Origin of the sequence: Sphingomonas sp. ABOLE (assembly GCF_003950455.1) — a bacterium.
Classification (GTDB): domain Bacteria; phylum Pseudomonadota; class Alphaproteobacteria; order Sphingomonadales; family Sphingomonadaceae; genus Sphingomonas; species Sphingomonas trueperi.
In genome coordinates this window covers 134,723-156,972 of the sequence record NZ_QQWY01000004.1, presented here as the reverse complement: position 1 = coordinate 156,972, position 22,250 = coordinate 134,723, and the positions used below count along the sequence as shown (strand labels likewise).

Below are 22,250 nucleotides of genomic sequence, written 5' to 3'. Positions count from 1 at the left end.
GATCTTGTTGCTAGCACTATAGCGCCTTGCCGGTGACCCCAGCAAATCCGCGCATCTTACCCTACGGCGAGGCCGCGCTCGGCGAAGCGGCGGCGCTGATTCGCGCACGTCAATGCGTCGCGGTGCCGACCGAAACCGTCTACGGGCTCGCCGCCGACGCGACCGATTCGGATGCCGTCGCGGGGATTTACGCGGCCAAGGGGCGCCCCTCGTTCAACCCGCTGATCGTGCACGTTGCCGACATGGCGATGGCCGAGACGATCGCGCGGTTCGGCGACGAAGCCCGGGCGCTGGCGGCGCGCTTCTGGCCGGGGCCGCTGACCATGGTGCTGCCGCTGGCGGAGGGCTCGCCGGTCGCCAGCCTGGTCACCGCCGGGCTCGCGACGGTGGCGCTGCGCATGCCCGATCACCGCGCGATGCAGGGGCTGATCCGCGCGAGCGGGCGCCCGCTCGCCGCGCCGTCGGCCAATGCCAGTGGCGGAATCAGCCCGACGCGGGCCGCCCATGTCGCGGCGAGCCTTGCCGGCCGCATCCCGCTGGTGATCGACGACGGCGCGACCACGGACGGCATCGAGTCCACCATCGTCGACCCGGCCACGCGGCGCATCCTGCGGCCGGGGCCGGTCACTGCCGAGCAGCTCCCTGGCTATAGTAGCGGCGCGACGCCGGGGGCAATCACCGCGCCGGGGCAACTCGCCAGCCACTATGCGCCGTCCAAGCCGGTGCGGCTGGGTGCCGTGCGTGCCGAGGCGGGAGAATGGCTGATCGGCTTCGGCGTGATCGTCGGCGACGACACGCTCTCCGCCACGGGCGACCTGCGCGAAGCGGCCGCGCGGCTGTTCGATGCGCTCCACCGCGCCGACGCGTCCAATCGGCCGCGGATCGCCATTGCGGCGGTGCCGCTGCACGGTCTTGGTCTGGCCATTCAGGATCGCCTGGCGCGTGCGGCGCACCCACGACCATAAGCCCGCCGCCACTTCATCTTGTCGGACTAGATACTGGTAAGATACGGAACTTCAACAGATCGGTATACGATCATCCGCTAAAATAGGGCTTTCGCGCGGCGCAAGAGGTGAAGTTGGTCATGACTGGACTGACCTGATCGGCCTGACCCGTCAGCCAATCGTTTGTCTTCGGCATTGTCGATCCAAACTGGATGATTATGCAATAAAGTCTCATTTTGGGTAGGCTGTATACGATCTTGCCTTTACAGGCGCCGCGAAGCGTCTAGGTTCCGGCGCGTCGTATAGCTTGCGCAACAAAGACGAGCGACGCGGCAACTGCTGGACGATCGTCCGCGCCGCCGTCGCCCGTTCCGGTCCGCGCGCAGGAGGGCCGGGCCAGCAGACGAGAGCGGAACCCGAATGGCGTAGAACTGCCCCCGCAGCACCGCGCCTTCGTTCCGCGGCCAGCCTCGCAAGCCGGCCGCGGTCTCGAACACCCCCGTGGGAGGGCGCGGCCTTACGCGGCTGCGCCCTCTTTCGTGCGGTTGGCGAAGCTCTTGCGCAGCTTGCGGAGCTTGGGCGGGATCACCGCCAGGCAATAGGGGTTCCGCTGGCCTTCGCCCTGCCAATATTCCTGGTGATACGCCTCGGCCGGCCACCATTCGCCCAGCGGCTCGATCGACGTGACGATTGGCTGCGGCCAGTCGGGACGGGCACGCTCGATCGCGTCCAGCGCCTCGCGCTCCTGCTCGGCCGAATGCGGGAAGATCGCCGAGCGATACTGGGTGCCGATGTCGTTGCCCTGGCGGTTGAGCTGGGTCGGGTCGTGCGTGGCGAGGAAGATGTCGAGGATCTCGCCATAGCTGACCACATCGGTATCGAAGCTGACGCGGATCGCCTCGGCGTGGCCGGTCTCGCCGGTGCAGACTTCCTTGTAGGTCGGGTTTTCCTTGGTGCCGCCGATATAGCCGCTTTCGACGCCCTGCACGCCGATCACGTCGTTGAACACCGCTTCCGTGCACCAGAAGCAACCCCCGGCCAGCGTCGCCGTTTCGATTGTCATTACCAGGAACTCCTTGCTTGAACCGCCAAGATAGGGTGGAGCCGGGGCGGAACAAAGAGGATGACGTGATGCGCGACGGTGCGGTGATGGTGACGGGTGGGGCAGGCTATATCGGCAGCCATGCGGTGCTGGCCTTGCTCGACGCCGGCTGGCGCGTGGTGGTGGTCGACAATCTGGTGACCGGCTTCGACTGGGCGGTGGATCCGCGCGCGGCGCTGGTGGTGGCGAACATCGACGATGCCGAGGCGGTGCGCGGCGCGATCCGCGAGCATGGCGTGATCGCGGTGATGCACTTCGCCGGATCGGTGGTGGTGCCCGAATCGGTGAGCGACCCGCTCAAATATTATCGCAACAACACCGTTGCCAGCCGTGCGCTGCTCGAAAGCGTGGTGGCGGAAGGCGTGCGCCACTTCATCTTCTCGTCCACCGCGGCGACCTATGGCATCCCCGACCAGGTGCCGATCCGGGAGGATGCGCCCAAGCAGCCGATCAATCCGTACGGCATGTCCAAGCTGATGACCGAGATCATGCTCAAGGACGTCGCCGCCGCGCATCCGCTCAATTACTGCGCGCTGCGCTATTTCAACGTCGCGGGTGCCGATCCGAAGGGGCGCAGCGGCCAGTCGACCGCGGGCGCCACCCACCTGATCAAGGTCGCGGTGGAAGCGGCGACCGGCAAGCGCGACCATGTCAGCGTGTTCGGCACCGACTTCGCGACCGCGGACGGCACCGGGGTGCGCGACTATATCCATGTCAGCGACCTCGCCGCCGCGCATGTCGACGCGCTCGATCTGCTGATCGCGCGGCCGCAGGAAAGCCACACAATGAACTGCGGCTATGGCCGTGGCTTCTCGGTGCTCGAGGTGCTCGACGCGGTGGATCGTGTGACCAACCTTCATATCGAGCGCAAGCTGGAAGGACGCCGCGCCGGCGATCCCGACGCGCTGGTGGCGGACAACAGCGCGATCCTCGCGGCGCTGCCCTGGCGGCCCAAGCACGCTGATCTGGGCGAGATCGTCCGCGATGCGCTCGCCTGGGAGCGGAAGCTCGCCGAACGGGGGCGATAGGCAGCGGCCTTCGCGGCTGCTATTTGCCGGCGACGCCCCGCTGCTCGTCCGGTGTCGCCGCGCGGTGGCCGTAGCTGAGCACGGTCGTGATCCGCCAAGCGCCGTCTTGCTTGGCCCAGACCATCACGAACTTGGCGATGCCTTCGCAGCGGCCTGTCGCCAGTTCGCAGAAGCGATGCTCGCCTTCCTCGATCGCACCATAGTCCTTGATCGGATGTACGCGGAACGAGGTGTCGATCCGCTCGCGCCGCACCTTGCCGCAGATATAGTTGCGCACGCCGTCGACCATCGCCTCGCGGCCGAAGGTCGCCCGCCATTGTCGTGGTAGAAGGCGACCTTGGGATCGAAATAGCTGGAGAAAGCGGGCAGGTCGCAGCGGTTGTACGCGTCGAAGACCCTTGTATCGAGCGCGCTGATTTCCGCCGTCAGTGCATCGGCAGCGGATGGGTCCGTTGCCGCGAGCAGCACGGCGATCAGTGCGATGGCGGTCATGCGTTTCCCCCGATGCACGCCTGACGCGCGCGTGGCGGGAGCCTAGCCCCTGTCGTTCCGCACACAAACAACGCAATTGGCCCGGGGGATCGCTCCCCCGGGCCGATACTGTTTCCCGAAGCGGGGAAGGCTCAGACGTCCGCCGGCGCTTCCTTCTTGCCCTTTTTGGGCTTCTTCGGTGCGGCCGGCGTGATCTCGAACGCCAGCGCATTGTCCTTCAGCTTCACGTTCACCTCGCCGCCATGGACGAGCTTGCCGAACAGCAGCTCCTCGGCGAGCGGCTGCTTGATCTTCTCCTGGATCAGGCGGCCCATCGGGCGGGCACCGTACAGCTTGTCGTAGCCGCGCTTGGTCATCCAGGCCTTGGCCTCCTCGTCGAGCTGGATGTGCACGCCGCGATCGGTGAGCTGCAGCTCGAGCTGGAGGATGAACTTGTCGACCACGCGGGCGACCACTTCGGTCGGCAGATAGCCGAACGGCACGATCGCATCGAGGCGGTTGCGGAATTCCGGCGTGAAGAGATTCTTCACCGCCTCTTCCTGCACGTCCTCGCGGCTGAGGTCGCCGAAGCCCACGCTTTCCTTCGCCATGTCCGACGCACCGGCATTGGTGGTCATGATGAGGATGGTGTTGCGGAAGTCGACGGTCTTGCCGTGGTGGTCGGTCAGCTTGCCATTGTCCATCACCTGCAACAGGATGTTGAACAGATCCGGATGCGCCTTTTCGATTTCGTCGAGCAGCAGCACCGAATGCGGGTTCTGGTCGACCGCGTCGGTCAGCAGGCCGCCCTGGTCATAGCCGACATAGCCCGGAGGGGCGCCGATCAGCCGGCTGACCGAGTGGCGTTCCATGTACTCGGACATGTCGAAGCGCTGGAGCGGGATACCGAGCAGCGTCGCGAGCTGCTTCGCCACCTCGGTCTTGCCGACGCCCGTGGGCCCCGAGAACAGATAGTTGCCGATCGGCTTGTCCGGATCGCGCAGGCCCGCACGGCTCAGTTTGATCGCCGAGGACAGCACCTCGATCGCCTTGTCCTGGCCGAACACGACGCGCTTCAGATCCTGCTCGATATTGGCGAGCACGCGGGTGTCGTCGGACGAGACGGTCTTGGCCGGGATCCGCGCCATGGTCGCGATGACCTGCTCGATCTCCTTGGGGGTGATCACCTTCTTGCGCTTGGACGGCGCCACCAGCATCTGCATTGCGCCAACCTCGTCGATCACGTCGATCGCCTTGTCGGGCAGCTTGCGGTCATTGATGTAGCGCGCCGACAGCTCCACCGCCGACTTGATCGCGTCGGGGGTGTACTTCACCGAATGGTGCTGCTCGAACGCCGAGCGCAGGCCCGCGAGGATCTTTACCGTGTCCTCGACCGACGGCTCGTTGACGTCGATCTTCTGGAAGCGGCGGAGCAGCGCGCGGTCCTTCTCGAAATGGTTGCGGAACTCCTTGTAGGTGGTCGAGCCGATGCAGCGGATCGAACCGCCGGACAGTGCGGGTTTCAGCAGGTTCGACGCATCCATCGCGCCGCCGCTGGTGGCGCCGGCGCCGATCACGGTGTGGATCTCGTCGATGAACAGCACCGCGTGCGGCAGCTTCTCGAGCTCCGAGACGACCTGCTTCAGGCGTTCTTCGAAATCGCCGCGATATCGCGTGCCGGCGAGCAGCGCGCCCATGTCGAGCGAGTAGATCACCGCTTCCTTCAGCACGTCGGGCACTTCGCCCTCGACGATCTTGCGGGCGAGGCCTTCGGCGATGGCGGTCTTGCCGACGCCGGGATCGCCCACATAGAGCGGGTTGTTCTTGCTGCGCCGGCAGAGAATCTGGACGGTGCGGTCGACTTCGGCGGCGCGGCCGATCAGCGGATCGACCTTGCCGATCTTCGCCTTCTCGTTGAGATCGACGGTGAATTGCTTGAGCGCGCTCTCACCCTTGCCCGTCTTCGCCTCCTGCTTGTTCGACTTCTCTTCCTCGGCAGCGCCCTTGGGGGTGCTCGCCTCGGTGGGCGTGGTGCCGCCCTTGCCGACGCCGTGGCTGATGAAGCTGACGGCATCGAGCCGGCTCATGTCCTGCTGCTGCAGGAAATAGACCGCATAGCTCTCGCGCTCGCTGAACAGCGCGACCAGCACGTTGGCGCCGGTCACTTCGTCGCGGCCCGAGGACTGGACGTGGAGGATCGCGCGCTGGACGACGCGCTGAAACCCGCTGGTGGGGGAGGGATCGGTGGCGTTGTCCACCTTCAGCGCTTCCAGCTCGGTATCGAGATAATGCGCGACGGTGGTCTTCAGTTCGCCCAGGTCCACCCCGCACGCGCCCATCACCTTCGACGCATGTTCGTCGTCGATCAGCGCGAGCAGGAGATGCTCGAGCGTCGCATATTCGTGCCGGCGCGAGGACGCAGCCTCGAGCGCCTTGTGGAGGGTGGCTTCGAGAGCGGAGGCGAAACTAGGCATTCGGATACAACTCCAGTCGGGCCGAAAGGGTGCTGAGCCCGTCTTCCCCTATGTCGGGAGTGGCAGGCCCCGCATCAAGCGCTGCGGCCCCGCACCGGAGGATCGTGGCGTATCGCCCGAGTTCCGGTGCCTTGACGCTCATCTCTTAAATAGAGCGTCAGCGCTTGCACGATGGTGAACGGCGCGTTGAATCTTTTCGCGACATCGGACGATCTCGGCTTCGAGCACCAGGATTCGCGCCTCTAGTTCGGCCACCGAAAAGGGGTCGAGGTCCTGGCTGGCCAGCTGCACCGCGAGATCGTCGGATCGACGCGGAAGATTTTCGTCGGCGTCCATGCGACGAAACGTTGACCCTGGGGAGGTCGATGTCAATAAGGCCTCGAAGTTCCCCTTAGGCCAAAAAGCGACGAACCGAATGATCGCAGCCGAAATGATGCTGGCCATCGACCCCGATGCGCCGGGCGGCCCCGAAGTCCTTGTCCCCGTGGCACGACCGATCCCCAAGCCTGGCCCCGGCGAGGTGCTGGTGCGAGTCGCGGCGGCGGGCGTGAACCGGCCGGAAGTGCTGCAGCGACAGGGGAAATATCCGCCCCCGCCGGGTGCGCCCTCGATCCTCGGTATGGAGATCGCCGGCACGGTGATCGCGCTGGGGGAGAGTGTCGACGACTCGCTGCTGGGCAAACAGGTGTGCGCGCTGATCGCCGGCGGGGCCTATGCCGAATACGCGGTCGCGCCGGCTGGCCAGTGCCTCGACGTGCCCGAGGGGCTGAGCCTCGTCGAGGCGGCGGCGCTGCCCGAGACGCTGTTCACCGTCTGGTCGAACCTGTTCGATCGCGGCTGGGCGCAGCCGGGCGAGACCGTGCTCGTCCATGGCGGCACCAGCGGCATCGGCACGATGGCGATCGCGCTCGCCAAGCTGTTCGGGCTGACGATCCTAGTTACCGCCGGATCGGATGAGAAGTGCGCGGCAGCCCGCAAACTCGGCGCCGACCTCGCGATCAACTACAAGACCCAGGATTTCGTCGAGGCGGTAAAGACCTTCACCGACGGCAAGGGCGTGCAGATCGTGATCGACATGGTCGGCGGCGACTATGTCGCGCGCAACCTCCAGTGCCTGGCCGAGGATGGCCGCCACGTCTCGATCGCGGTGCAGGGCGGGGCGACCGCGACGATTCCCGTCTGGGACGTGATGCGCCGGCGGCTGACGCTGACCGGCTCGACGCTGCGGCCGCGCTCGGTGGAGTTCAAGTCGCTGCTCGCGGATGAGCTGCGCCGCCATGTCTGGCCGCTGGTCGCCGAGGGCAAGCTCAGGCCGATCATCGACCGAACCTATCCTCTCGACGAGGCGCCCGAGGCGCACCGGCGGATGGAAGCGGGCGAGCATGTCGGCAAGATCGTGCTGACGATTCCCGACCAGCCCGCCTGATCAGGCGGCGAGAGGGCGCTGCTGCAGCGCTTCCTCGGCCATCGGCAGCAGCAGTTGCTCCTGGTGCGCGGCGCGGCGCTCGCACAGCCGCAGCAGGCGCTGGGCGGCGGCGCGGTGGCCGTGGGGGTCGGCGAGGATCTTGCGCAGCGTCCACGCCGCGCAATGGTCGAGCGTGCGCTGCCGCCACTCCAGGTCCTGCTCGGTGGTGCGGCGGGCCATTGCCTGATGCGCGCAATCGTCGCTCTCGCGGAGCGTGGCGAGCAACAGGCGGTCCTTGGTGAGGGTGTGGACGCGCATCGCATCGAGCAGGCGCTCGCGCGCGGCGTTGAGCGCGGCGGCGGTCGGGCGGGGGTCTAGCTGAGAAAGCGCCTTGGCGGCTTCGGTGAGATCCTGGGTGGCGGCGAACAGCGATTGGAATGGCATGACGCCATTCTAGCGGCGTTTCAGGCGCTTGATCGTTTTAGCGACGAAATGAGTCTGGCGAGCGCGGTGGGGTCGCCGATTCGATCTGCGCCGCTATCAGTACGCAGTCCTTCTTGCCCCCTCCCATTGCGGCCAGGGGATTACGGCGCGTCGCTTCCGATTTCGCTTCATTCCACCGTCCGGCGCGGCTAGCCTTTGCGAGGGATCGGGAGGGGAAAGTGCTCGAGGTCATTACTGCGCCGGGCAGCGTTGCCTTCGTCACGGCGATCGTGCTGATGCTGCTGATCGGCATCGTCCAGCTTCTGGGGCTGGGCGGCGAATGGGCCGAGCTGTCGCCGGAGCTGGACGTCGATGCCGACGCGTCGTTCGACGCGCTCGCCTGGCTGGGCGTCGGGCGTGTGCCGCTGCTGGTCTCGCTGATCCTGTATCTCGCCAGCTTCGGGCTCCTAGGCCTGCTGGGCCAGCAACTTGCGCATGACTGGAGCGGCGCGGCGCTGAGCGGCTGGATCGCGGCGCCCGCCGCGGCGCTGGCGGCACTGCCGCTGTCCGCCTTGGCGGCGCGCGGGGTGGCGCGGATCCTGCCGCGCGATCACAGCACGGCGGTGCCGATCGAGAGCCTGGTCGGCGCCACCGCCCAGATCGTGATCGGCCGGGCGGTGGCCGGGTCCCCCGCACGCGCCCGCACGCAGGATGCCCATGGCCAGGTCCATTATGTGATGGTCGAGCCCGACGGGTCCGGCCAGCAATTCGAGGAGGGCGAACGCGTCCTCCTGATTCGGCGCGAGGGCGACGGCTTTCGTGCCATTTCCTGGGGCGACCATCGTCTGCCCCGTCTGGAGGGGTGAAACCCATGCAAGCCATCGTTCCCCAGGGCGCTACCTCGGTGCTGCCCTATCTCGTCTATGCCGGCATCGTGCTGGTCGCACTGCTGGTGATCGGCATCACCTTCGCGAAGCTCTACAAGCGCGCTTCCAAGGAGGTCGGCTTCGTGCGCACCGGCGCGGGCGGCGAGAAGGTGGTAATCAACGGCGGCGCGCTGGTGCTGCCGGTGTTCCACGAGACCATGCCGGTCAATCTCAACACCGTCCGCCTCGCCGTCGAGCGCAAGAATTCGGATGCGCTGATTACGCTGGATCGCCTGCGGATCGATGTGAAGGCCGAATTCTACGTGCGGGTAAAGCCCGACGCGCAGTCGATCGCGATCGCCGCGCAGACGCTGGGCCTGCGGACGATGAACCCGGAGGCGCTGAAGGAGTTGGTCGAGGGCAAGTTCGTCGATGCGCTCCGCTCGGTCGCCGCGGGCATGACGATGGCGCAGCTGCATGAGCAGCGCAGCGATTTCGTGCAGAAGGTGCAGCAGGTCAGCTCCGCCGATCTGGCGATGAACGGGCTGGAGCTGGAGAGCGTCTCGCTGACCGGTCTCGACCAGACCTCGATCGAGCATTTCAACGCCAACAACGCTTTCGATGCCGAGGGCCTTACCAAGCTTACCGAGCAGATCGAGCTGCGCAAGAAGGCGCGCAACGACATCGAGCAGGATACGCGGGTGCAGATCGAGACCAAGAATCTCGAGGCGCAGCGCCAGTCCTTCCTGATCGGACGCGACACCGAGTTCGCCCGGCTGGAGCAGGAGCGGGAGCTGGAAGTGCGCCGCGCCGAACAGGCCTCCGAGGTCGCGCGCGAGCAGGCGGCGCGGCAGCGCGAGGCCGAGCAGGCGCGGATCGAGGCCAAGCGCCAGATCGACGCGCAGCAGATCGAGGCCGATCGCGCGATCCAGGAAGCGAAGATCGCGCAGGCCCAGGCGCTCGAGCTCGCCCGGCAGGAGCAGCAGATCGCGGTGCAGAACAAGAGCCGCGAAGAGAGCCAGGCCAAGGCGGTCGCCGATCAGGCGCGTGCCCAGGCCGTCGTGGCCGAGGAAGCGGTGCGCACCGCCCGCGATGCCGAGGTCGCCGAGCGCCAGAAGCGGATCGAGCTGATCGACGCGGCGCGCGAGGCGGAACGCGCCGCCATTGCCATCAAGACCCAGGCCGAGGCCGAGAAGGCTGCCGCGGCCGATCGCGCCGAAGCCGCTCGGCTCGCGGCCGAAGGCGAGGCGGAAGCGGCCAAGTTGCGCGCCGACGCCGATCGCGTGCGGTTCGAGGTGGAGGCGGCCGGGCAGCGCGCTGTCAACGAAGCGGCGAACCTGCTCTCGTCCGACCAGGTTTCGCTGCAGACCAAGCTCGCATTGCTCAAGGTGCTGCCGGAACTGGTGCGCGAGGCGGCCAAGCCGATGGAGGCGATCGATTCGATCCGGATCGTCCAGGTCGACGGGCTTTCGGGCGGCGGGGCCGGGGCCGCGGGGGGCGTCGCTAACGACGGCGGCGGGGATCGCAATCTCGCCAACGCCGCGGTTTCGGCGGCGCTGCGCTACCGCGCGCAGGCGCCGGTGATCGACGGGCTGATGCGCGAACTCGGCTTCGAGGGCGGGACGCTCGACGCACTGGTGTCGGGCGCCGCAGCGGGCGCGGCCGAGCAGCCGGCGCGGCCCGCAGCGGCGGAATGACATTGAACGGGCCGGCGGCGGCTGCCGTCGCCGGTCGACTATGACAGTCCGGTGAAATCCCAGGGATTCGATTTGTAACAATGCCGCGCCATAGGCGAGTCCCGGTACAGGCAGCTGCACGGGAACTTGGGCATGGCCACGATCACCAGGCTTTCGTTTGACGTCGCGGGTCTCGCGGACTTCCATGCGACGACTCCCACGATTCCGGAAAGACCGATCGACAAGCGACGCAAGTATCGGGCGATCTGGATCTCCGACGTCCATCTCGGCACGCGCGGCTGCAATGCAGAAATGCTGATCGACTTTCTCGATCATGTCGACAGCGACATCATGTATCTGGTGGGCGACATCATCGACGGCTGGGCAATGAAGAAGCGGCTGTACTGGCCGGCGACGCACAACGACATCGTCTGGCGCGTGCTCAAGCGGGCGAAGCGCGGCACCGAGATCGTCTATATTCCCGGCAATCATGACGAGATGTTCCGCCAGTTCACCGGGCTCGACTTCGGCGGCGTGAAGATCAAGCGCCAGGCGATCCACACCACCGCCGACGGGCGTCGCCTGCTGGTGCTGCACGGCGACGAATTCGACGCGATCACCATGTCGCACCGCTGGCTCGCGCACCTGGGCGACGCGGCGTACGAGATGATGATGACGCTCAACCGCTGGTTGAACGCGGTGCGCCGCTGGATGGGGCTGCCCTATTGGTCGCTGTCCAAATACGCCAAGCAGAAGGTGAAGAACGCGGTGTCCTTCATCTCCAAGTTCGAGGAAATCGTCGCGCGCGAAGCCGGCGCGCGGGGTGTCGACGGCGTGATCGCCGGGCACATCCACAAGGCCGAGATCCGGCCGATCGACGGGATCGAATATTATAACGACGGCGATTGGGTAGAGGGTTGCACGGCGCTGGTGGAGCAGTACGACGGGTCCATGGAAATTCTCCACTGGGCCGACGAGATGGCAGCGCGCGAGTCGCAACCGGAGTCCGAGGCCAGACTGGCGGCGGCGTGACGGCGGCAGGGGAGACTGACGCCGTGCGTATCGCAATCGTGACCGACGCCTGGGAGCCCCAGGTGAACGGGGTCGTCCGCACGCTCCAATCGGTGCGGCGGGTGCTGGAGAGCCAGGGGCACCAGGTGCTGGTGGTCTCGCCGGACAAATTCTACTCGCTGCCCTGCCCGACCTATCCGGAGATCCGGCTGGCGATCACCAGCGTGGCGGCGGTGGGCGCGATGCTCGAGGAATTCGCCCCCAACGCGATTCACCTCGCGACCGAGGGGCCGCTGTGCGTCGCTGCACGCCGCTGGTGCCTGCGCCAGAAGCGGCCGTTCACCACCGCCTATCACACCCAGTTCCCCGACTATGTCTCGGCGCGCTCGGGCGTGCCGGCCGAGTGGATCTGGCGCTATATCCGCTGGTTCCACACGCCGAGCGCGACGATCCTCGCCTCCACCGCGTCGATCCGCCAGTCGCTGGTCGATCACGGCCTGCCCCAGGTGCGGCATTGGGGGCGGGGCGTCGACCTCGCCAATTTCCATCCGGACCTGCCGCCGCACCCGCGCATGGCGGACCTGCCCGGGCCGGTGATGCTCTATGTCGGCCGCGTGGCGGTAGAGAAGAATCTCGAGGCGTTCCTCGGCGTCGATCGCCCCGGCACCAAGGTGGTGGTGGGCGACGGCCCGGCGCGGGCGATGCTGGAGGCCAAATATCCCGACGCGGTGTTCCTCGGCGCGCAGTTCGGCACCGATCTGGCGAGCGCCTATGCCGCGGCGGACGTGTTCGTCTTCCCCAGCCGCACCGATACCTTCGGGCTGGTGATGATCGAGGCGCTGGCCTGCGGCACCCCGGTCGCCGCCTATCCGGTCACCGGGCCGGTCGACGTGCTGACGCCGGAGACCGGCGCGATGGACGAGGACCTGGGCGCGGCGATCGACAAGGCGCTCACGCTCGACCGCGCCGCCTGCGCCGCCTATGGTCGCAGCTTCACCTGGGAGGCGAGTGCCCGGCAGTTCCTCACCGCGCTGGTGCCGATCGGTTGCGAGAAGGCGGCCGCCTGAATCGCGGAAACGCTTGCTCCCACGGGCAAGCTCCCCTACATCAAGACCATGTGTGGCCGCCCGTGATGGGCGGCCCTTATTGTTTCAAGTTCCGGAGATCCACCGTGGCCCAGCCGCTGATGCCGCACGCGACCGCTTCCTGGCTGGTCGACAACACGTCGCTGTCGTTCGAGCAGATCGCCGAGTTCTGCGGTCTCCACATCCTCGAAGTGCAGGCGATCGCCGACGATACCGCCGCGACCAAGCTCACCGGTCGCGATCCGGTGCGCGCGCACGAACTGACGATGGACGAGATCGAGAAGGGGCAGGCGAACCCCAATTACGTGCTCAAGATGCAGAAGGGCCCCGAGCAGGTCCGCCGCACCAAGGGTCCGCGCTACACGCCGGTCTCGAAGCGCCAGGACAAGCCGGACGGCATCGCCTGGATCCTGCGCAACCATCCGGAAGTGTCGGATGGCGCGATCGGCAAGCTGATCGGTACCACCCGCACCACCATCGCGGCGATCCGCGACCGTACCCACTGGAACATCGCCAACATCGTGCCGAAGGATCCGGTGACGCTCGGCCTGTGCTCGCAGCGCGAGCTCGACGCGCTGGTGGCCAAGGCCGCCAAGGCCGCCGGCATCGAGGCGCCGACCGACACCCGCCTGGAAGGCGACCGCGAGGCGCTGATCGAGCAACTCCGCGCCGAGCGCTATGCCGCGAGCCACGTCCAGGAGGACGAGCAGGGCCCGATCGAGCACACCGCGGAAAGCCTGTTCAAGCACTGATTTCGCCTTCCCGGGCGTAAACGAGCGGGCCTCGGCGCATCCAGCGCCGGGGCCCGTTCTGCTTCTTGGGGCAGCTTTGCGGAGGCGATCGGGTGGGGTATCAAGCGTTTGGGTGGTGGACCTGTGCCACCTTCACCCTTCCGGCGCTCCGCGCCTCCTTCCCTTTCCCGCCTGCGGGAGAGGGAGGGGGCCCGCCGCCGAAGGTGGTGGGGAGGGTGAGTGGTGTCGGAGAACGCCCGAACGGAGGAGGATCGCCATGTGTGACGAACATACCGCAGCCGACAACGACCGCGCCCTGGGCGGCCTCACCCGCCGCGGCTTCACCGCCGCCGCCGCCGCGACCGGCATGCTGGCGATTCTGCCCAGCCCCGCCAACGCCGCGACCGTGCAGGGCCGCGACGTCACGATCAAGACGGCGGGCGGCACCGCCGACGCCTATTTTGTCGCGCCGACCAGCGGCAAGCACCCCGCCGTGCTGGTCTGGCCCGACATCATGGGCCTGCGCCCCGCCTTCCGGCAGATGGCCGATCGGCTGGCGCAATCGGGCTATGCGGTGCTGACGGTCAACCAGTTCTACCGCTCGACCAAGGCGCCCTTCCTCAAGCCCGGCCAGTCGTTTGACCAGCCCGAGGTGCGGGCGATGATCATGCCGTGGCGCGAACCGCTCACTCCCGCCGCGATCACCGCCGACGCGAAGACCTTCGCTGCCTTCCTCGATGGCCAGCCCGAGGTGGACGGCAAGCGTGGCATGGGCAGCACCGGCTATTGCATGGGCGGCCCGTTCGTCGTGCGCACCGCCGCCGCGCTGCCGGGCCGGGTGAAGGCCGGGGGCAGCTTCCACGGCACGCCGCTGGTGACCGAGGCGGCCGACAGCCCGCACAAGCTGGTGCCGCAGCTGCAGGGCCGCTACCTGTTCGCCATCGCCGAGAATGATGACGCGCGTGCGCCGGGGGACAAGGAAGCGCTGCGTACCGCCTTCGCCGCCGCCAAGGTGCCGGCCGAGATCGAGGTCTATGCCGGCACGATGCATGGCTGGTGCCCGCCGGACAGCCGCGTCTACAACGCCGCCCAGGCCGACCGTGCCTGGGACCGTCTGCTCGCGATCTTCGCCAGCCTCTGATCGGCTTCTGATCGGTTGACCGGCCGGTCGTTTCGTGTTCCCTTCTTGTTCCCGGCGAGGCGAGTCGGGAACAACAGGGGTGGACGGCCATGGCAGATGAACTGATTCTCTATACCAACCCGCAGTCGCGGGGCCGGATCGCGCGCTGGATGCTCGAGGAAGTCGGCGCGACCTACCGGGTCGAGGTGCTCGACTATGCCTCGACGATGAAGGGCGACACCTATCTGGCGATCAACCCGATGGGGAAGGTGCCGGCGATCGTCCATGGCGGCAAGGTCGTCACCGAATGCGCGGCGATCTGCGCCTATCTGGCGGAAGCCTTTCCCGATGCGGGCCTCGCGCCGCTGCCGCAAGAGCGCGCCGACTATTATCGCTGGCTGTTCTATGCGGCAGGCCCGGTGGAACAGGCGACGACCAACAATTTCGCCAAGTTCGAGTCGGGCGAGCAGTCGCGCATGTTCGGCTATGGCAACTATGATCTGGTGGTCGACGTGCTCGACGGGTTGCTCTCGTCGCGCGCCTATGTGACCGGCGACCGCTTCACCGCGGCGGACGTGTATCTCGGCTCGCAGATCGGCTGGACGACGCTGTTCGGCATGCTGCCCAAGCGCGACTCGTTCCTGGCCTATCTCGAACGCGTGCAGAGCCGCGAGGCGTACAAGCGCGCCTGGGCGCTCGACGACGCGGACGCGGAGGCGCAGAAGGCGGCCGAGCCGGCCTGATCGGCATAGCGGCGGGGTTGCGCGCTGGCCGGGCGCAGGGCGGGGCTGCAGATCCGTCCTTGCCGCCCGGGACGAAGCCCGGCGCATTGCGCGATCCACGGGCGGGGATCACGGCTTCGCAGCCGGGTACGGGAGATGGATATGGCCTTTGGGGGTAGTTGCCACTGTGGTGCAGTCGTCTTCGAGATCGCGGCGGAGGCGCCGAAGGAAGCGATGAGTTGCAATTGCTCGCATTGCCGACGCAAGGGCTTCCTGCTGTCGTTCGTGCCAGGCGATGCGCTGTCGATCGTGCAGGGCGAAGCGGCGCTCACCGACTATCGCTTCAACCAGCACAATATCGCCCATCGCTTCTGTTCGGTCTGTGGGTGCCAACCCTTCGGCATGGGCAAGGGGCCGGGGGGCGCCGCGATGGCGGCGATCAATCTGCGCTGCGTACCTACGATCGATCCGGACGACCTTGCCATCCAGAAGGTAGACGGCGCCAGCTTCTGAGCGCTGCCGCGGTGGCGGCGATGGCGCGCGTTTTGGGCGGGTGCGGAAGCCTTCGGCGCGAGTGCCGCGCGCCTGGGTGCCGCCAGCGTCGGGGCGTCGCGCTGCTGCTGCGATGTCGGCCGCGCGGTTACGATGAAGCGGGGGGCGTGCCGGCGCCAATTGGGTGAGTTCCGGGTGCACCCAGCTCCGGTGTGCGGCACCGAGCAAGGCGCGGACCATGTCGCTCGCTCTTCGTCCCGGCGTTGCAGCCCCGGCACGCCCTTCCACATGGGTTGGTCGGTGCCGGGGACGGCGCTGCTCGAAGCCGCGATCCGGCTATCGGTGCGGGTTCAGCCCTCGATCACGTAGTTGAGGAAGTCCGGGATCGGGCCGTTCCAGCCCTCGTCCGGGCCGTCGTCCTGGTCGCGGCGGCGGCGGCGGTCGTCCCGGACCGGGCGCTCCTCACGGACCGGGCGCTCGTCGCGCTGCGGGCGGGCGCGGCTTTCCTCGCGCGGTGCGGGGGCCGCAGGCGCTTCCTCGCGCGCCGGGGCCGCGCGACGCGACCTGGGCTTGGCCGGGGCTTCTGCTGCGGCTTCCTCGCGGCGCGGCTCGGCCTTCTTGGTGTCGCGCTTGCCGCCGCGCGTACGCTTCGGTGCCGGCGCGTCCTCGGCGCCGTCGACCGCGACCGGGCTCGGTACGCGCTCGATCTTGTGGCCGGTCAGCTTCTCGATCTCGGCGATGTTCTCGGCATCCTCGGGGGTCACCAGCGTGTAGGCGGTGCCGGTGGCGCCGCCGCGGCCGGTGCGGCCGATCCGGTGGACATAATCGTCCGGGTGCCAGGGCGCATCGAAGTTGAAGACGTGGCTCACGCCCTTCACGTCGATGCCGCGCGCCGCGACGTCCGAGGCGACGAGGATGTTGACGTCGCCGTTCTTGAACCGGTCCAGCTCGGCGATGCGGGCCGACTGGTCCATGTCGCCATGGATCTCGGCTGAGCGGAAGCCGTGCTTCTTCAGGCTCTTGTTCAGGTCGCGCACGGTCGTCTTGCGGTTGCAGAAGATGATCGCGTTGGACACTTCATCCTGCTGCAGCAGGCGGCGCAGCACGTCGCGCTTCACATGCGCGGTCGCCGACACCTGGACGATGCGCTGGGTGATGTTGGTGTTGGTGCTGGCGGGACGCGCCACTTCGATCGTCTTGGGATCGGAGAGGAAGCGATCCGCCAGTTTCTTGATCGGCGGCGGCATCGTCGCCGAGAACAGCAGCGTCTGGCGCACCTTGGGCAGCTTGGTGCAGATTTCCTCGATATCGGGGATGAACCCCATGTCGAGCATCCGGTCCGCCTCGTCGATCACCAGCAGGCTGCAGCCGGTGAGCAGGATCTTGCCGCGGCCGTAGAGGTCCATCAGCCGGCCCGGCGTGGCGATGAGCACGTCGACGCCCTTTTCCAGCGCCTTGACCTGATCGCCCATCTGCACGCCGCCGATCAGCAGCGCCATCGAGAGCTTGTGGTTGACGCCGTACTTTTCGAAATTCTCCGCGACCTGCGCCGCCAGTTCGCGCGTCGGCTCGAGGATCAGCGAGCGCGGCATCAGCGCGCGGGTGCGTCCTTCGCCGAGCACGTCGATCATCGGCAGCACGAAAGCGGCGGTCTTGCCGGTGCCCGTCTGGGCGATGCCGATCAGGTCCTTGCCCATCAGCACCGACGGGATCGCCTGGCGCTGGATCGGAGTCGGCTCGGTATAGCCGGCGTCGGTCACCGCGCGGAGAAGGTCGTCAGAAAGGCCGAGATCGGCAAAGCTCATGCAAATGTCCGGAAATAGGGCGCGTTGCTAGGCACCTTTACAGAAGGCATGGCGCTTGCGGATTCAGCCGCAAAAGTCAAGCTCAGCGTGCGCGAACGAGGTTCTTGAACGCCTGAACGGGGCAGGTCCTACCCGATCTGGAACGCAGCGCGTCGCGCCCGGCGCAGAACTTGGCGTCCTTGGTCGGCTTCAGATAGGCGCCCGAGTAGAAGCCGAGCGCCGGGCATTCGGCGCCGAGCTTGGCGCGGAGCAGCGATCCGTCCTCCAGGATCAGGTCGACGCTGTCGGCGGCGTTGACGGTGAAGCCCTGGATGCGGCCGACTGCGACGCAGCTCTTCGCGCGGCGCTCCACCACCGCCGGCGATTCGCGGACGACGATCGTGGTGGTCGTCACCGTCATGCGGGGCACGTGGATCGAGACATGCTGCTGGAAGGACGGCGCGATGGCGGCATCGACGGCCATGGCCGGGCGCGCCGCAGGGGCGGCGAGCAGCAGCGCAAGGCCGGCAGCGGCGATCGGCAGTTTCAACATGGTGGGATCGGACGGTAGATGCATCGGCTTGAACGGTGGATGAACTGCCGCACGCCATGCTAGTGCGCAACCATCATGATGACTCCCGAGCAGCAGCGCATCACCGCCTTTGCCGCCGAACGCTTCGGCCCCAAGGCGGTCACCACCGATCCGCACGATATCGAGCCCTGGCTTATCGACTGGCGTCGGCGCTACCAGGGCGCGGCGCCCGCGATTCTCTCGCCCGGCTCGACCGAGGAGGTGAGCGCGCTGGTGGCGCTGGCCAATGATCTCGGCGTCGCGCTGGTGCCGCAGGGCGGCAATACCGGTATGGTCGGCGGGGCGATCCCGCCAGCGGACGGATCGGCGCTGCTGGTCTCGACGCGCCGGATGCACCGCATTCGCCGCATGGATGCCGATGCCAATCTGGCCGTGGCCGAGGCCGGCGTGATCCTCGGCACCTTTCGCGAGGCGGCCGAGGCGGCGGGGCGCCGCTTTCCGCTCGATCTCGGCGCGCGGGGGAGTGCCACGATCGGCGGTCTCGTCTCCACCAATGCCGGCGGCGTGCAGGTGCTGCGCTTCGGCACGATGCGCGCGCTGGTCGCGGGCGTCGAGGCGGTGCTGCCCGACGGGTCGGTGCATGACGGGCTGTCGGCGCTTAAGAAGGACAATCGCGGCTACGATCTCAACCAGTTGCTGGTCGGCGCCGAGGGTACGCTGGGCATCGTCACCGCCGCGACGCTGCGGCTGGTGCCGGCGGCGGCGGCGCGGGCGGTCGCCTGGGTGGGGCTGGAGAGCCCGGCCAAGGCGCTCAGCCTGCTGCGCCGGCTGCAGGCCGCGACCGACATGGTCGAGAGCTTCGAGATCATGCCCGACGACACCGTCGCGCTGGTGCTCGCGCATGTGCCGGGCACGCGGCTGCCGCTCGCCGGTACGCATCGCTGGCATGTGTTGATCGAAGCGGTGACGAGCGATCCGGCTGCCGAGGCGCCGGCGACGGTGCTGGAGCGGATGTTGGCCGAGGCCTTCGAGGCGGGGCTGGCCGAGGACGCCGTGATCGCGGCAAGCGAAGCGCAGGCCGAAAGCTTTTGGCGTATTCGGCACGCGATTTCCGAGGCCGAGCGCTCGGCCGGGCCAGCGGTGCAGCACGACATCTCGGTGCCGGTGGAGGACATGCCGCGCTTCATGGTCGAAGGGGGCGCCGAGGCCGAGGCGCGCTTCCCCGGAACGCATGCGATCGCCTATGGCCATCTCGGCGACGGCAATGTCCATTTCCACGTCCGCGCGCCCAAGGGGGTGGACCGCAACCGCTGGTATGCCGAGGACGCGCCGCACATCACCCGTCTGGTGCACGACATGGTGGTCGCCGCCGGCGGGTCGATTTCGGCCGAGCACGGCATCGGGCAGATGAAGCGGGACGAACTCGCGCGCCTGTCTACGCCGGCGCGGATGGCGGCACTGCGCGCTATCAAGACCGCGCTCGATCCCAAGCTGATTCTCAATCCGGGAAAGCTGGTCGCGCTTGCGCCTGAAACATTGAGCAAATAGACCCCGGCGCGGTTGAAACGCCTTTCGACGAATAAAGTTCTCAGGAGATCCTCATGGCCAGCGCGCCGCAGCAGTCGCTTCCCTTGTTCTACAATCAGCTCGAACCGCTTTCGAGCCAGGTCCATGCCGATTTCCGCACGCGTTCGACCGACCGCGCTGCCTTCCTCGCCAACCAGCACGCGGTGCCGGTGACCGTCGAGGAATTCCCGCTGGTGCAGCGCTTCATGCCGATCGTCTTCTCGGTGGGCGAGGATCCCGTGCCGCTGGCGCTGATGGGCCTGAACGAAGGCGTGAACACCTTCTTCGACGCCGAAGGCAAGCTGGTCGACCCGAACTTCTACGTGCCGGCCTATATCCGCCGCTATCCGTTCCTGCTCGCGCGCCTGCGCCCGGAGAGCGACGAGCTGTCGCTGTGCTTCGATCCGACCTCGGACGTGATCGGCAAGTTCGAGGAGGGCGAGGCCCTGTTCGAGAATGGCGAGCCGAGCGAGATCACCAAGAACATCCTGCAGTTCAACGAGCAGTTCGAAACCGCCGGTGCCCGCACCAGCCAGTTCATGCGCGAGCTGAAGGACATGAACCTGCTGATCGACGGCGAAGTCTCGATCCAGCCGGACGGCGCGGCGCAGCCCTTCATCTACCGCGGCTTCATGATGGTCGACGAGAACAAGCTGAACGAGATGCGCGGCGACCAGCTGCGCAAGATCGTCCAGAACGGCATGCTGCCGCTGATCTACGCCCACCTCTTCTCGCTGGCGCAGATGCGCGAGCTGTTCGCCCGCCAGATGCGCGCAGGCTGGCAGCCCGAGGTCCAGCTGGTCGGCTGATACTACTTAATCCTCTCCTCCTTGGAGGAGGGGATTGGGCGGAAGGATTTCAGACCAGAAGTCGGTCTCGGTGAGACCCTGCCCACCCCAACCCCTCCCCTTGAGGGGAGGGGCTTAGAGCCTGTTTGGAAATTTGCTCTTTCGCGAATTTCCAAACGGTCTCTTAGATGCTGCGATGATCCGGCATCTCCGGCCGCCTGGCGGCCCCCAAAAAACCACCCCGCCGTTCAATCGAAGAACTTCTGCGATGAGTTGCCTTGAACTCGGTCGCCTGCTCTCTATATCTTGTAGGTACGGCTCGTGTCCCCCCTTTCGCGATGCCGTGCGACGCGCCTTCGGGCGTGTCTCCTCCCTGAACCTTGGCCACCTCGTGGGTAACCACGGGGTGGTTTTTTTACGTGGCGATTACTCGGCGGCGAGCGCGCCGGGCAGGGTCTCGTCGGCGAGCGCGTCGATGATCGCGCGCAGCAGCGCCGCCACTGTCTCGGCACCGGGGCCGAGTTGGTCCAGCTGCGCATCCAGATAGAGCGACCGATCGATTTCGAGCTGCAGCGCATGCACGCCGCGGCGCGGGTCGCCGTGCCGCTCGAGGATATGGCCGCCGGCATAGGGCGTGTTGGCGGCGACCGCGATGCCGTGCTGCCGCGCGACGGCCTCCACCCGCGCCCCGAAGCGCGCGGCGGCGGCACGGCCGAAGCGATCGCCGATCACCAGCCGCGGCGCGCTTTCGGGCGACCCCAGCGGCGGCATCGAGTGGATGTCGAGCAGCAGCGCGATGCCGAAGCGCGCCCGCGCCGCCGCCAGCGCCTCGGCGAGCGCGAGATGATAGGGGCGGTGGTCGGCATGGATGCGCGCGGTCACGTCCTCGGCGGCGAAGCGCCCGCGCCACAGCTGGCCGAGCGTGCCCACCCGCCGCGGCACCAGCCCCAGCCCGCTGCGCACCTTGGCCGACAAGGGGCGCCCGAGCAGATGCGCGCCCTCGTCGATCTGGGGGTCGCGTTCGTGCTCGGCGCGGTTGAGGTCGATCCAGGCACGGGCGCGGGTGGCGACGAACAAGGTCTCGTCGCGCCGTGCGCCCAGCGCCAGCGAATCGACATGCCGGTCCTCCAGCGCGCGCAGCACGGCGGGGGAAACGCGCAGGGCTGCAAGCAGCGACTCCGGATAGTCGCGCCCGCCATGGGGGGCGGAGAGCAGCACGGGGCTTTCCGGCGGTACCGGCCCGTAGCGATCGAAGCTGGCGGCGCTAGTCACCCGGGTAGCCTAGGCGCGCGCGCGCGTACGGGCAAATGATAGGGTGGCGGCGGCTGGAAAATCTTAAGGCCTTGCCGCATAAGGAGCGGGCGGTTGGTACCTAATGGGGTGAAGATGATCCGGATTCTGCTGGCCGAGGACGACCGCGTGATGCGCGAATACCTCACCCGCGCGCTGGAGCGCTCGGGCTATGCGGTCAGCGCTGTCGATCGCGGCACGGCGGCAGTGCCGCTGCTCGAGACCGAGCGATTCGACCTGCTCCTCACCGACATCGTGATGCCCGAAATGGACGGGATCGAGCTCGCCCAGCGTGCCGCCGAGATCGCGCCGGAGATGCGGGTGATGTTCATCACCGGCTTCGCCGCGGTGACGCTGCGCGCCGGCAAGCAGGTGCCGCAGGCGCGCGTGCTGTCCAAGCCGTTCCACCTGCGGGACTTGGTGCTGGAGGTCGATCGGATGTTCGAATCGGAAAATGTGGGGCTGAACTGAAAATTAGCGCTTGCGCGGGGGGCAGACCCCCGCTAGAGGCGCGCTTCCCGAGTTTCGGGCGCGTAGCTCAGTGGTAGAGCACTGTGTTGACATCGCAGGGGTCGCAAGTTCAATCCTTGCCGCGCCCACCATCAAAAACCCCGCCAAGCCACCGGCTTGGCGGGGTTTTTGATTTTGTGGCGGTTTTGATTCGCGTCTCGACGCAAGCCGGCGATTCGCGGCTGGTGTGCTGGCATCCTGACCGCGCTTGCAGCTTGGCGTGGCGGGTG

The 22,250-nt window shown here is 67.4% G+C and carries 22 protein-coding genes and 1 tRNA gene; 15 read left to right on the top strand and 8 right to left on the bottom strand.

Features of this window, described 5'->3' with window-relative positions; translation table 11 throughout:
* Positions 1-32: 32 nt before the first annotated feature.
* Entirely contained in the window at positions 33-965 is a 933-nt protein-coding gene (locus tag CA234_RS04250) for an L-threonylcarbamoyladenylate synthase (RefSeq protein WP_125976298.1), read from the top strand.
* A 496-nt stretch (positions 966-1,461) separates the two neighbouring features.
* Here the strand turns inward: CA234_RS04250 and msrA are convergent, their stop codons facing one another.
* Positions 1,462-2,007 (bottom strand): peptide-methionine (S)-S-oxide reductase MsrA, encoded by a 546-nt coding sequence (msrA, locus tag CA234_RS04245; RefSeq protein WP_125976300.1) that lies wholly within the window; start codon positions 2,005-2,007, stop codon positions 1,462-1,464.
* Between the two features lie 68 nt (positions 2,008-2,075).
* Here msrA and galE point away from each other — a divergent pair, with 68 nt between their 5' ends.
* A complete protein-coding gene (gene galE, locus CA234_RS04240) occupies positions 2,076-3,074 on the top strand; it encodes a UDP-glucose 4-epimerase GalE (protein WP_125976302.1) in 999 nt (332 codons plus the stop codon).
* A gap of 19 nt (positions 3,075-3,093) precedes the next feature.
* Here galE and CA234_RS25310 read toward each other — a convergent pair whose 3' ends face one another.
* From CA234_RS25310 to CA234_RS04225, 3 genes are all read right to left on the bottom strand, one after another.
* Entirely contained in the window at positions 3,094-3,363 is a 270-nt protein-coding gene (locus CA234_RS25310) for a hypothetical protein (RefSeq protein ID WP_342449848.1), read from the bottom strand.
* Between the two features lie 334 nt (positions 3,364-3,697).
* The gene (gene clpA / locus CA234_RS04230) at positions 3,698-6,019 is read right to left on the bottom strand and encodes an ATP-dependent Clp protease ATP-binding subunit ClpA (RefSeq protein WP_125976304.1); all 2,322 of its coding nucleotides are present in this window, start codon (positions 6,017-6,019) and stop codon (positions 3,698-3,700) included.
* Positions 6,020-6,157: 138 nt separating this feature from the next.
* Complete coding sequence (locus tag CA234_RS04225) at positions 6,158-6,355, bottom strand: DUF1192 domain-containing protein (RefSeq protein ID WP_125976307.1); 198 nt, start codon at positions 6,353-6,355, stop codon at positions 6,158-6,160.
* A 79-nt stretch (positions 6,356-6,434) separates the two neighbouring features.
* Here CA234_RS04225 and CA234_RS04220 point away from each other — a divergent pair, with 79 nt between their 5' ends.
* A complete protein-coding gene (locus CA234_RS04220) occupies positions 6,435-7,445 on the top strand; it encodes an NAD(P)H-quinone oxidoreductase (protein WP_206431080.1) in 1,011 nt (336 codons plus the stop codon).
* Here CA234_RS04220 and CA234_RS04215 read toward each other — a convergent pair whose 3' ends face one another.
* Positions 7,446-7,868 (bottom strand): hypothetical protein, encoded by a 423-nt coding sequence (locus CA234_RS04215; RefSeq protein WP_125976309.1) that lies wholly within the window; start codon positions 7,866-7,868, stop codon positions 7,446-7,448.
* A gap of 218 nt (positions 7,869-8,086) precedes the next feature.
* Between CA234_RS04215 and CA234_RS04210 the strand changes: the two genes are divergently transcribed.
* The 8 genes from CA234_RS04210 to CA234_RS24725 all read left to right on the top strand — a co-directional run bounded on the left by CA234_RS04210 (position 8,087) and on the right by CA234_RS24725 (position 15,571).
* Complete coding sequence (locus tag CA234_RS04210; protein WP_126000986.1) at positions 8,087-8,713, top strand: OB-fold-containig protein; 627 nt, start codon at positions 8,087-8,089, stop codon at positions 8,711-8,713.
* A gap of 5 nt (positions 8,714-8,718) precedes the next feature.
* Complete coding sequence (locus CA234_RS04205) at positions 8,719-10,410, top strand: flotillin domain-containing protein (protein WP_125976313.1); 1,692 nt, start codon at positions 8,719-8,721, stop codon at positions 10,408-10,410.
* Between the two features lie 132 nt (positions 10,411-10,542).
* Positions 10,543-11,421, top strand: coding sequence for a UDP-2,3-diacylglucosamine diphosphatase (locus CA234_RS04200; RefSeq protein ID WP_125976315.1), 879 nt, complete (start codon positions 10,543-10,545; stop codon positions 11,419-11,421).
* A 23-nt stretch (positions 11,422-11,444) separates the two neighbouring features.
* Entirely contained in the window at positions 11,445-12,467 is a 1,023-nt protein-coding gene (locus tag CA234_RS04195) for a glycosyltransferase family 1 protein (RefSeq protein ID WP_126000985.1), read from the top strand.
* A gap of 119 nt (positions 12,468-12,586) precedes the next feature.
* A complete protein-coding gene (locus tag CA234_RS04190; protein ID WP_126001005.1) occupies positions 12,587-13,237 on the top strand; it encodes a DUF1013 domain-containing protein in 651 nt (216 codons plus the stop codon).
* A 256-nt stretch (positions 13,238-13,493) separates the two neighbouring features.
* Positions 13,494-14,357, top strand: a complete 864-nt coding sequence (locus CA234_RS04185) for a dienelactone hydrolase family protein (protein WP_125976319.1) — start codon at positions 13,494-13,496, stop codon at positions 14,355-14,357.
* A gap of 89 nt (positions 14,358-14,446) precedes the next feature.
* Positions 14,447-15,079, top strand: a complete 633-nt coding sequence (locus CA234_RS04180; RefSeq protein WP_125976321.1) for a glutathione S-transferase family protein — start codon at positions 14,447-14,449, stop codon at positions 15,077-15,079.
* A 135-nt stretch (positions 15,080-15,214) separates the two neighbouring features.
* A complete protein-coding gene (locus CA234_RS24725) occupies positions 15,215-15,571 on the top strand; it encodes a GFA family protein (RefSeq protein ID WP_346962884.1) in 357 nt (118 codons plus the stop codon).
* A gap of 329 nt (positions 15,572-15,900) precedes the next feature.
* Here the strand turns inward: CA234_RS24725 and CA234_RS04170 are convergent, their stop codons facing one another.
* The gene (locus CA234_RS04170; RefSeq protein ID WP_126000984.1) at positions 15,901-17,355 is read right to left on the bottom strand and encodes a DEAD/DEAH box helicase; all 1,455 of its coding nucleotides are present in this window, start codon (positions 17,353-17,355) and stop codon (positions 15,901-15,903) included.
* Positions 17,356-17,437: 82 nt separating this feature from the next.
* Positions 17,438-17,887, bottom strand: a complete 450-nt coding sequence (locus CA234_RS04165) for a hypothetical protein (RefSeq protein WP_125976372.1) — start codon at positions 17,885-17,887, stop codon at positions 17,438-17,440.
* A gap of 78 nt (positions 17,888-17,965) precedes the next feature.
* Here CA234_RS04165 and CA234_RS04160 point away from each other — a divergent pair, with 78 nt between their 5' ends.
* Complete coding sequence (locus CA234_RS04160) at positions 17,966-19,414, top strand: FAD-binding oxidoreductase (RefSeq protein WP_125976374.1); 1,449 nt, start codon at positions 17,966-17,968, stop codon at positions 19,412-19,414.
* A gap of 53 nt (positions 19,415-19,467) precedes the next feature.
* On the top strand, positions 19,468-20,241 hold the full coding sequence (locus CA234_RS04155; RefSeq protein ID WP_125976326.1) for a SapC family protein: 774 nt from the start codon (positions 19,468-19,470) through the stop codon (positions 20,239-20,241).
* Between the two features lie 405 nt (positions 20,242-20,646).
* Here the strand turns inward: CA234_RS04155 and CA234_RS04150 are convergent, their stop codons facing one another.
* Positions 20,647-21,492 (bottom strand): N-formylglutamate amidohydrolase, encoded by an 846-nt coding sequence (locus tag CA234_RS04150; protein ID WP_125976328.1) that lies wholly within the window; start codon positions 21,490-21,492, stop codon positions 20,647-20,649.
* Between the two features lie 114 nt (positions 21,493-21,606).
* Here CA234_RS04150 and CA234_RS04145 point away from each other — a divergent pair, with 114 nt between their 5' ends.
* Together CA234_RS04145 and CA234_RS04140 are read left to right on the top strand one after the other, a co-directional pair.
* Complete coding sequence (locus CA234_RS04145; protein ID WP_066726103.1) at positions 21,607-21,981, top strand: response regulator; 375 nt, start codon at positions 21,607-21,609, stop codon at positions 21,979-21,981.
* A gap of 56 nt (positions 21,982-22,037) precedes the next feature.
* A tRNA-Val gene (locus CA234_RS04140) sits at positions 22,038-22,112 on the top strand.
* The last annotated feature ends 138 nt before the right edge of the window (positions 22,113-22,250 follow it).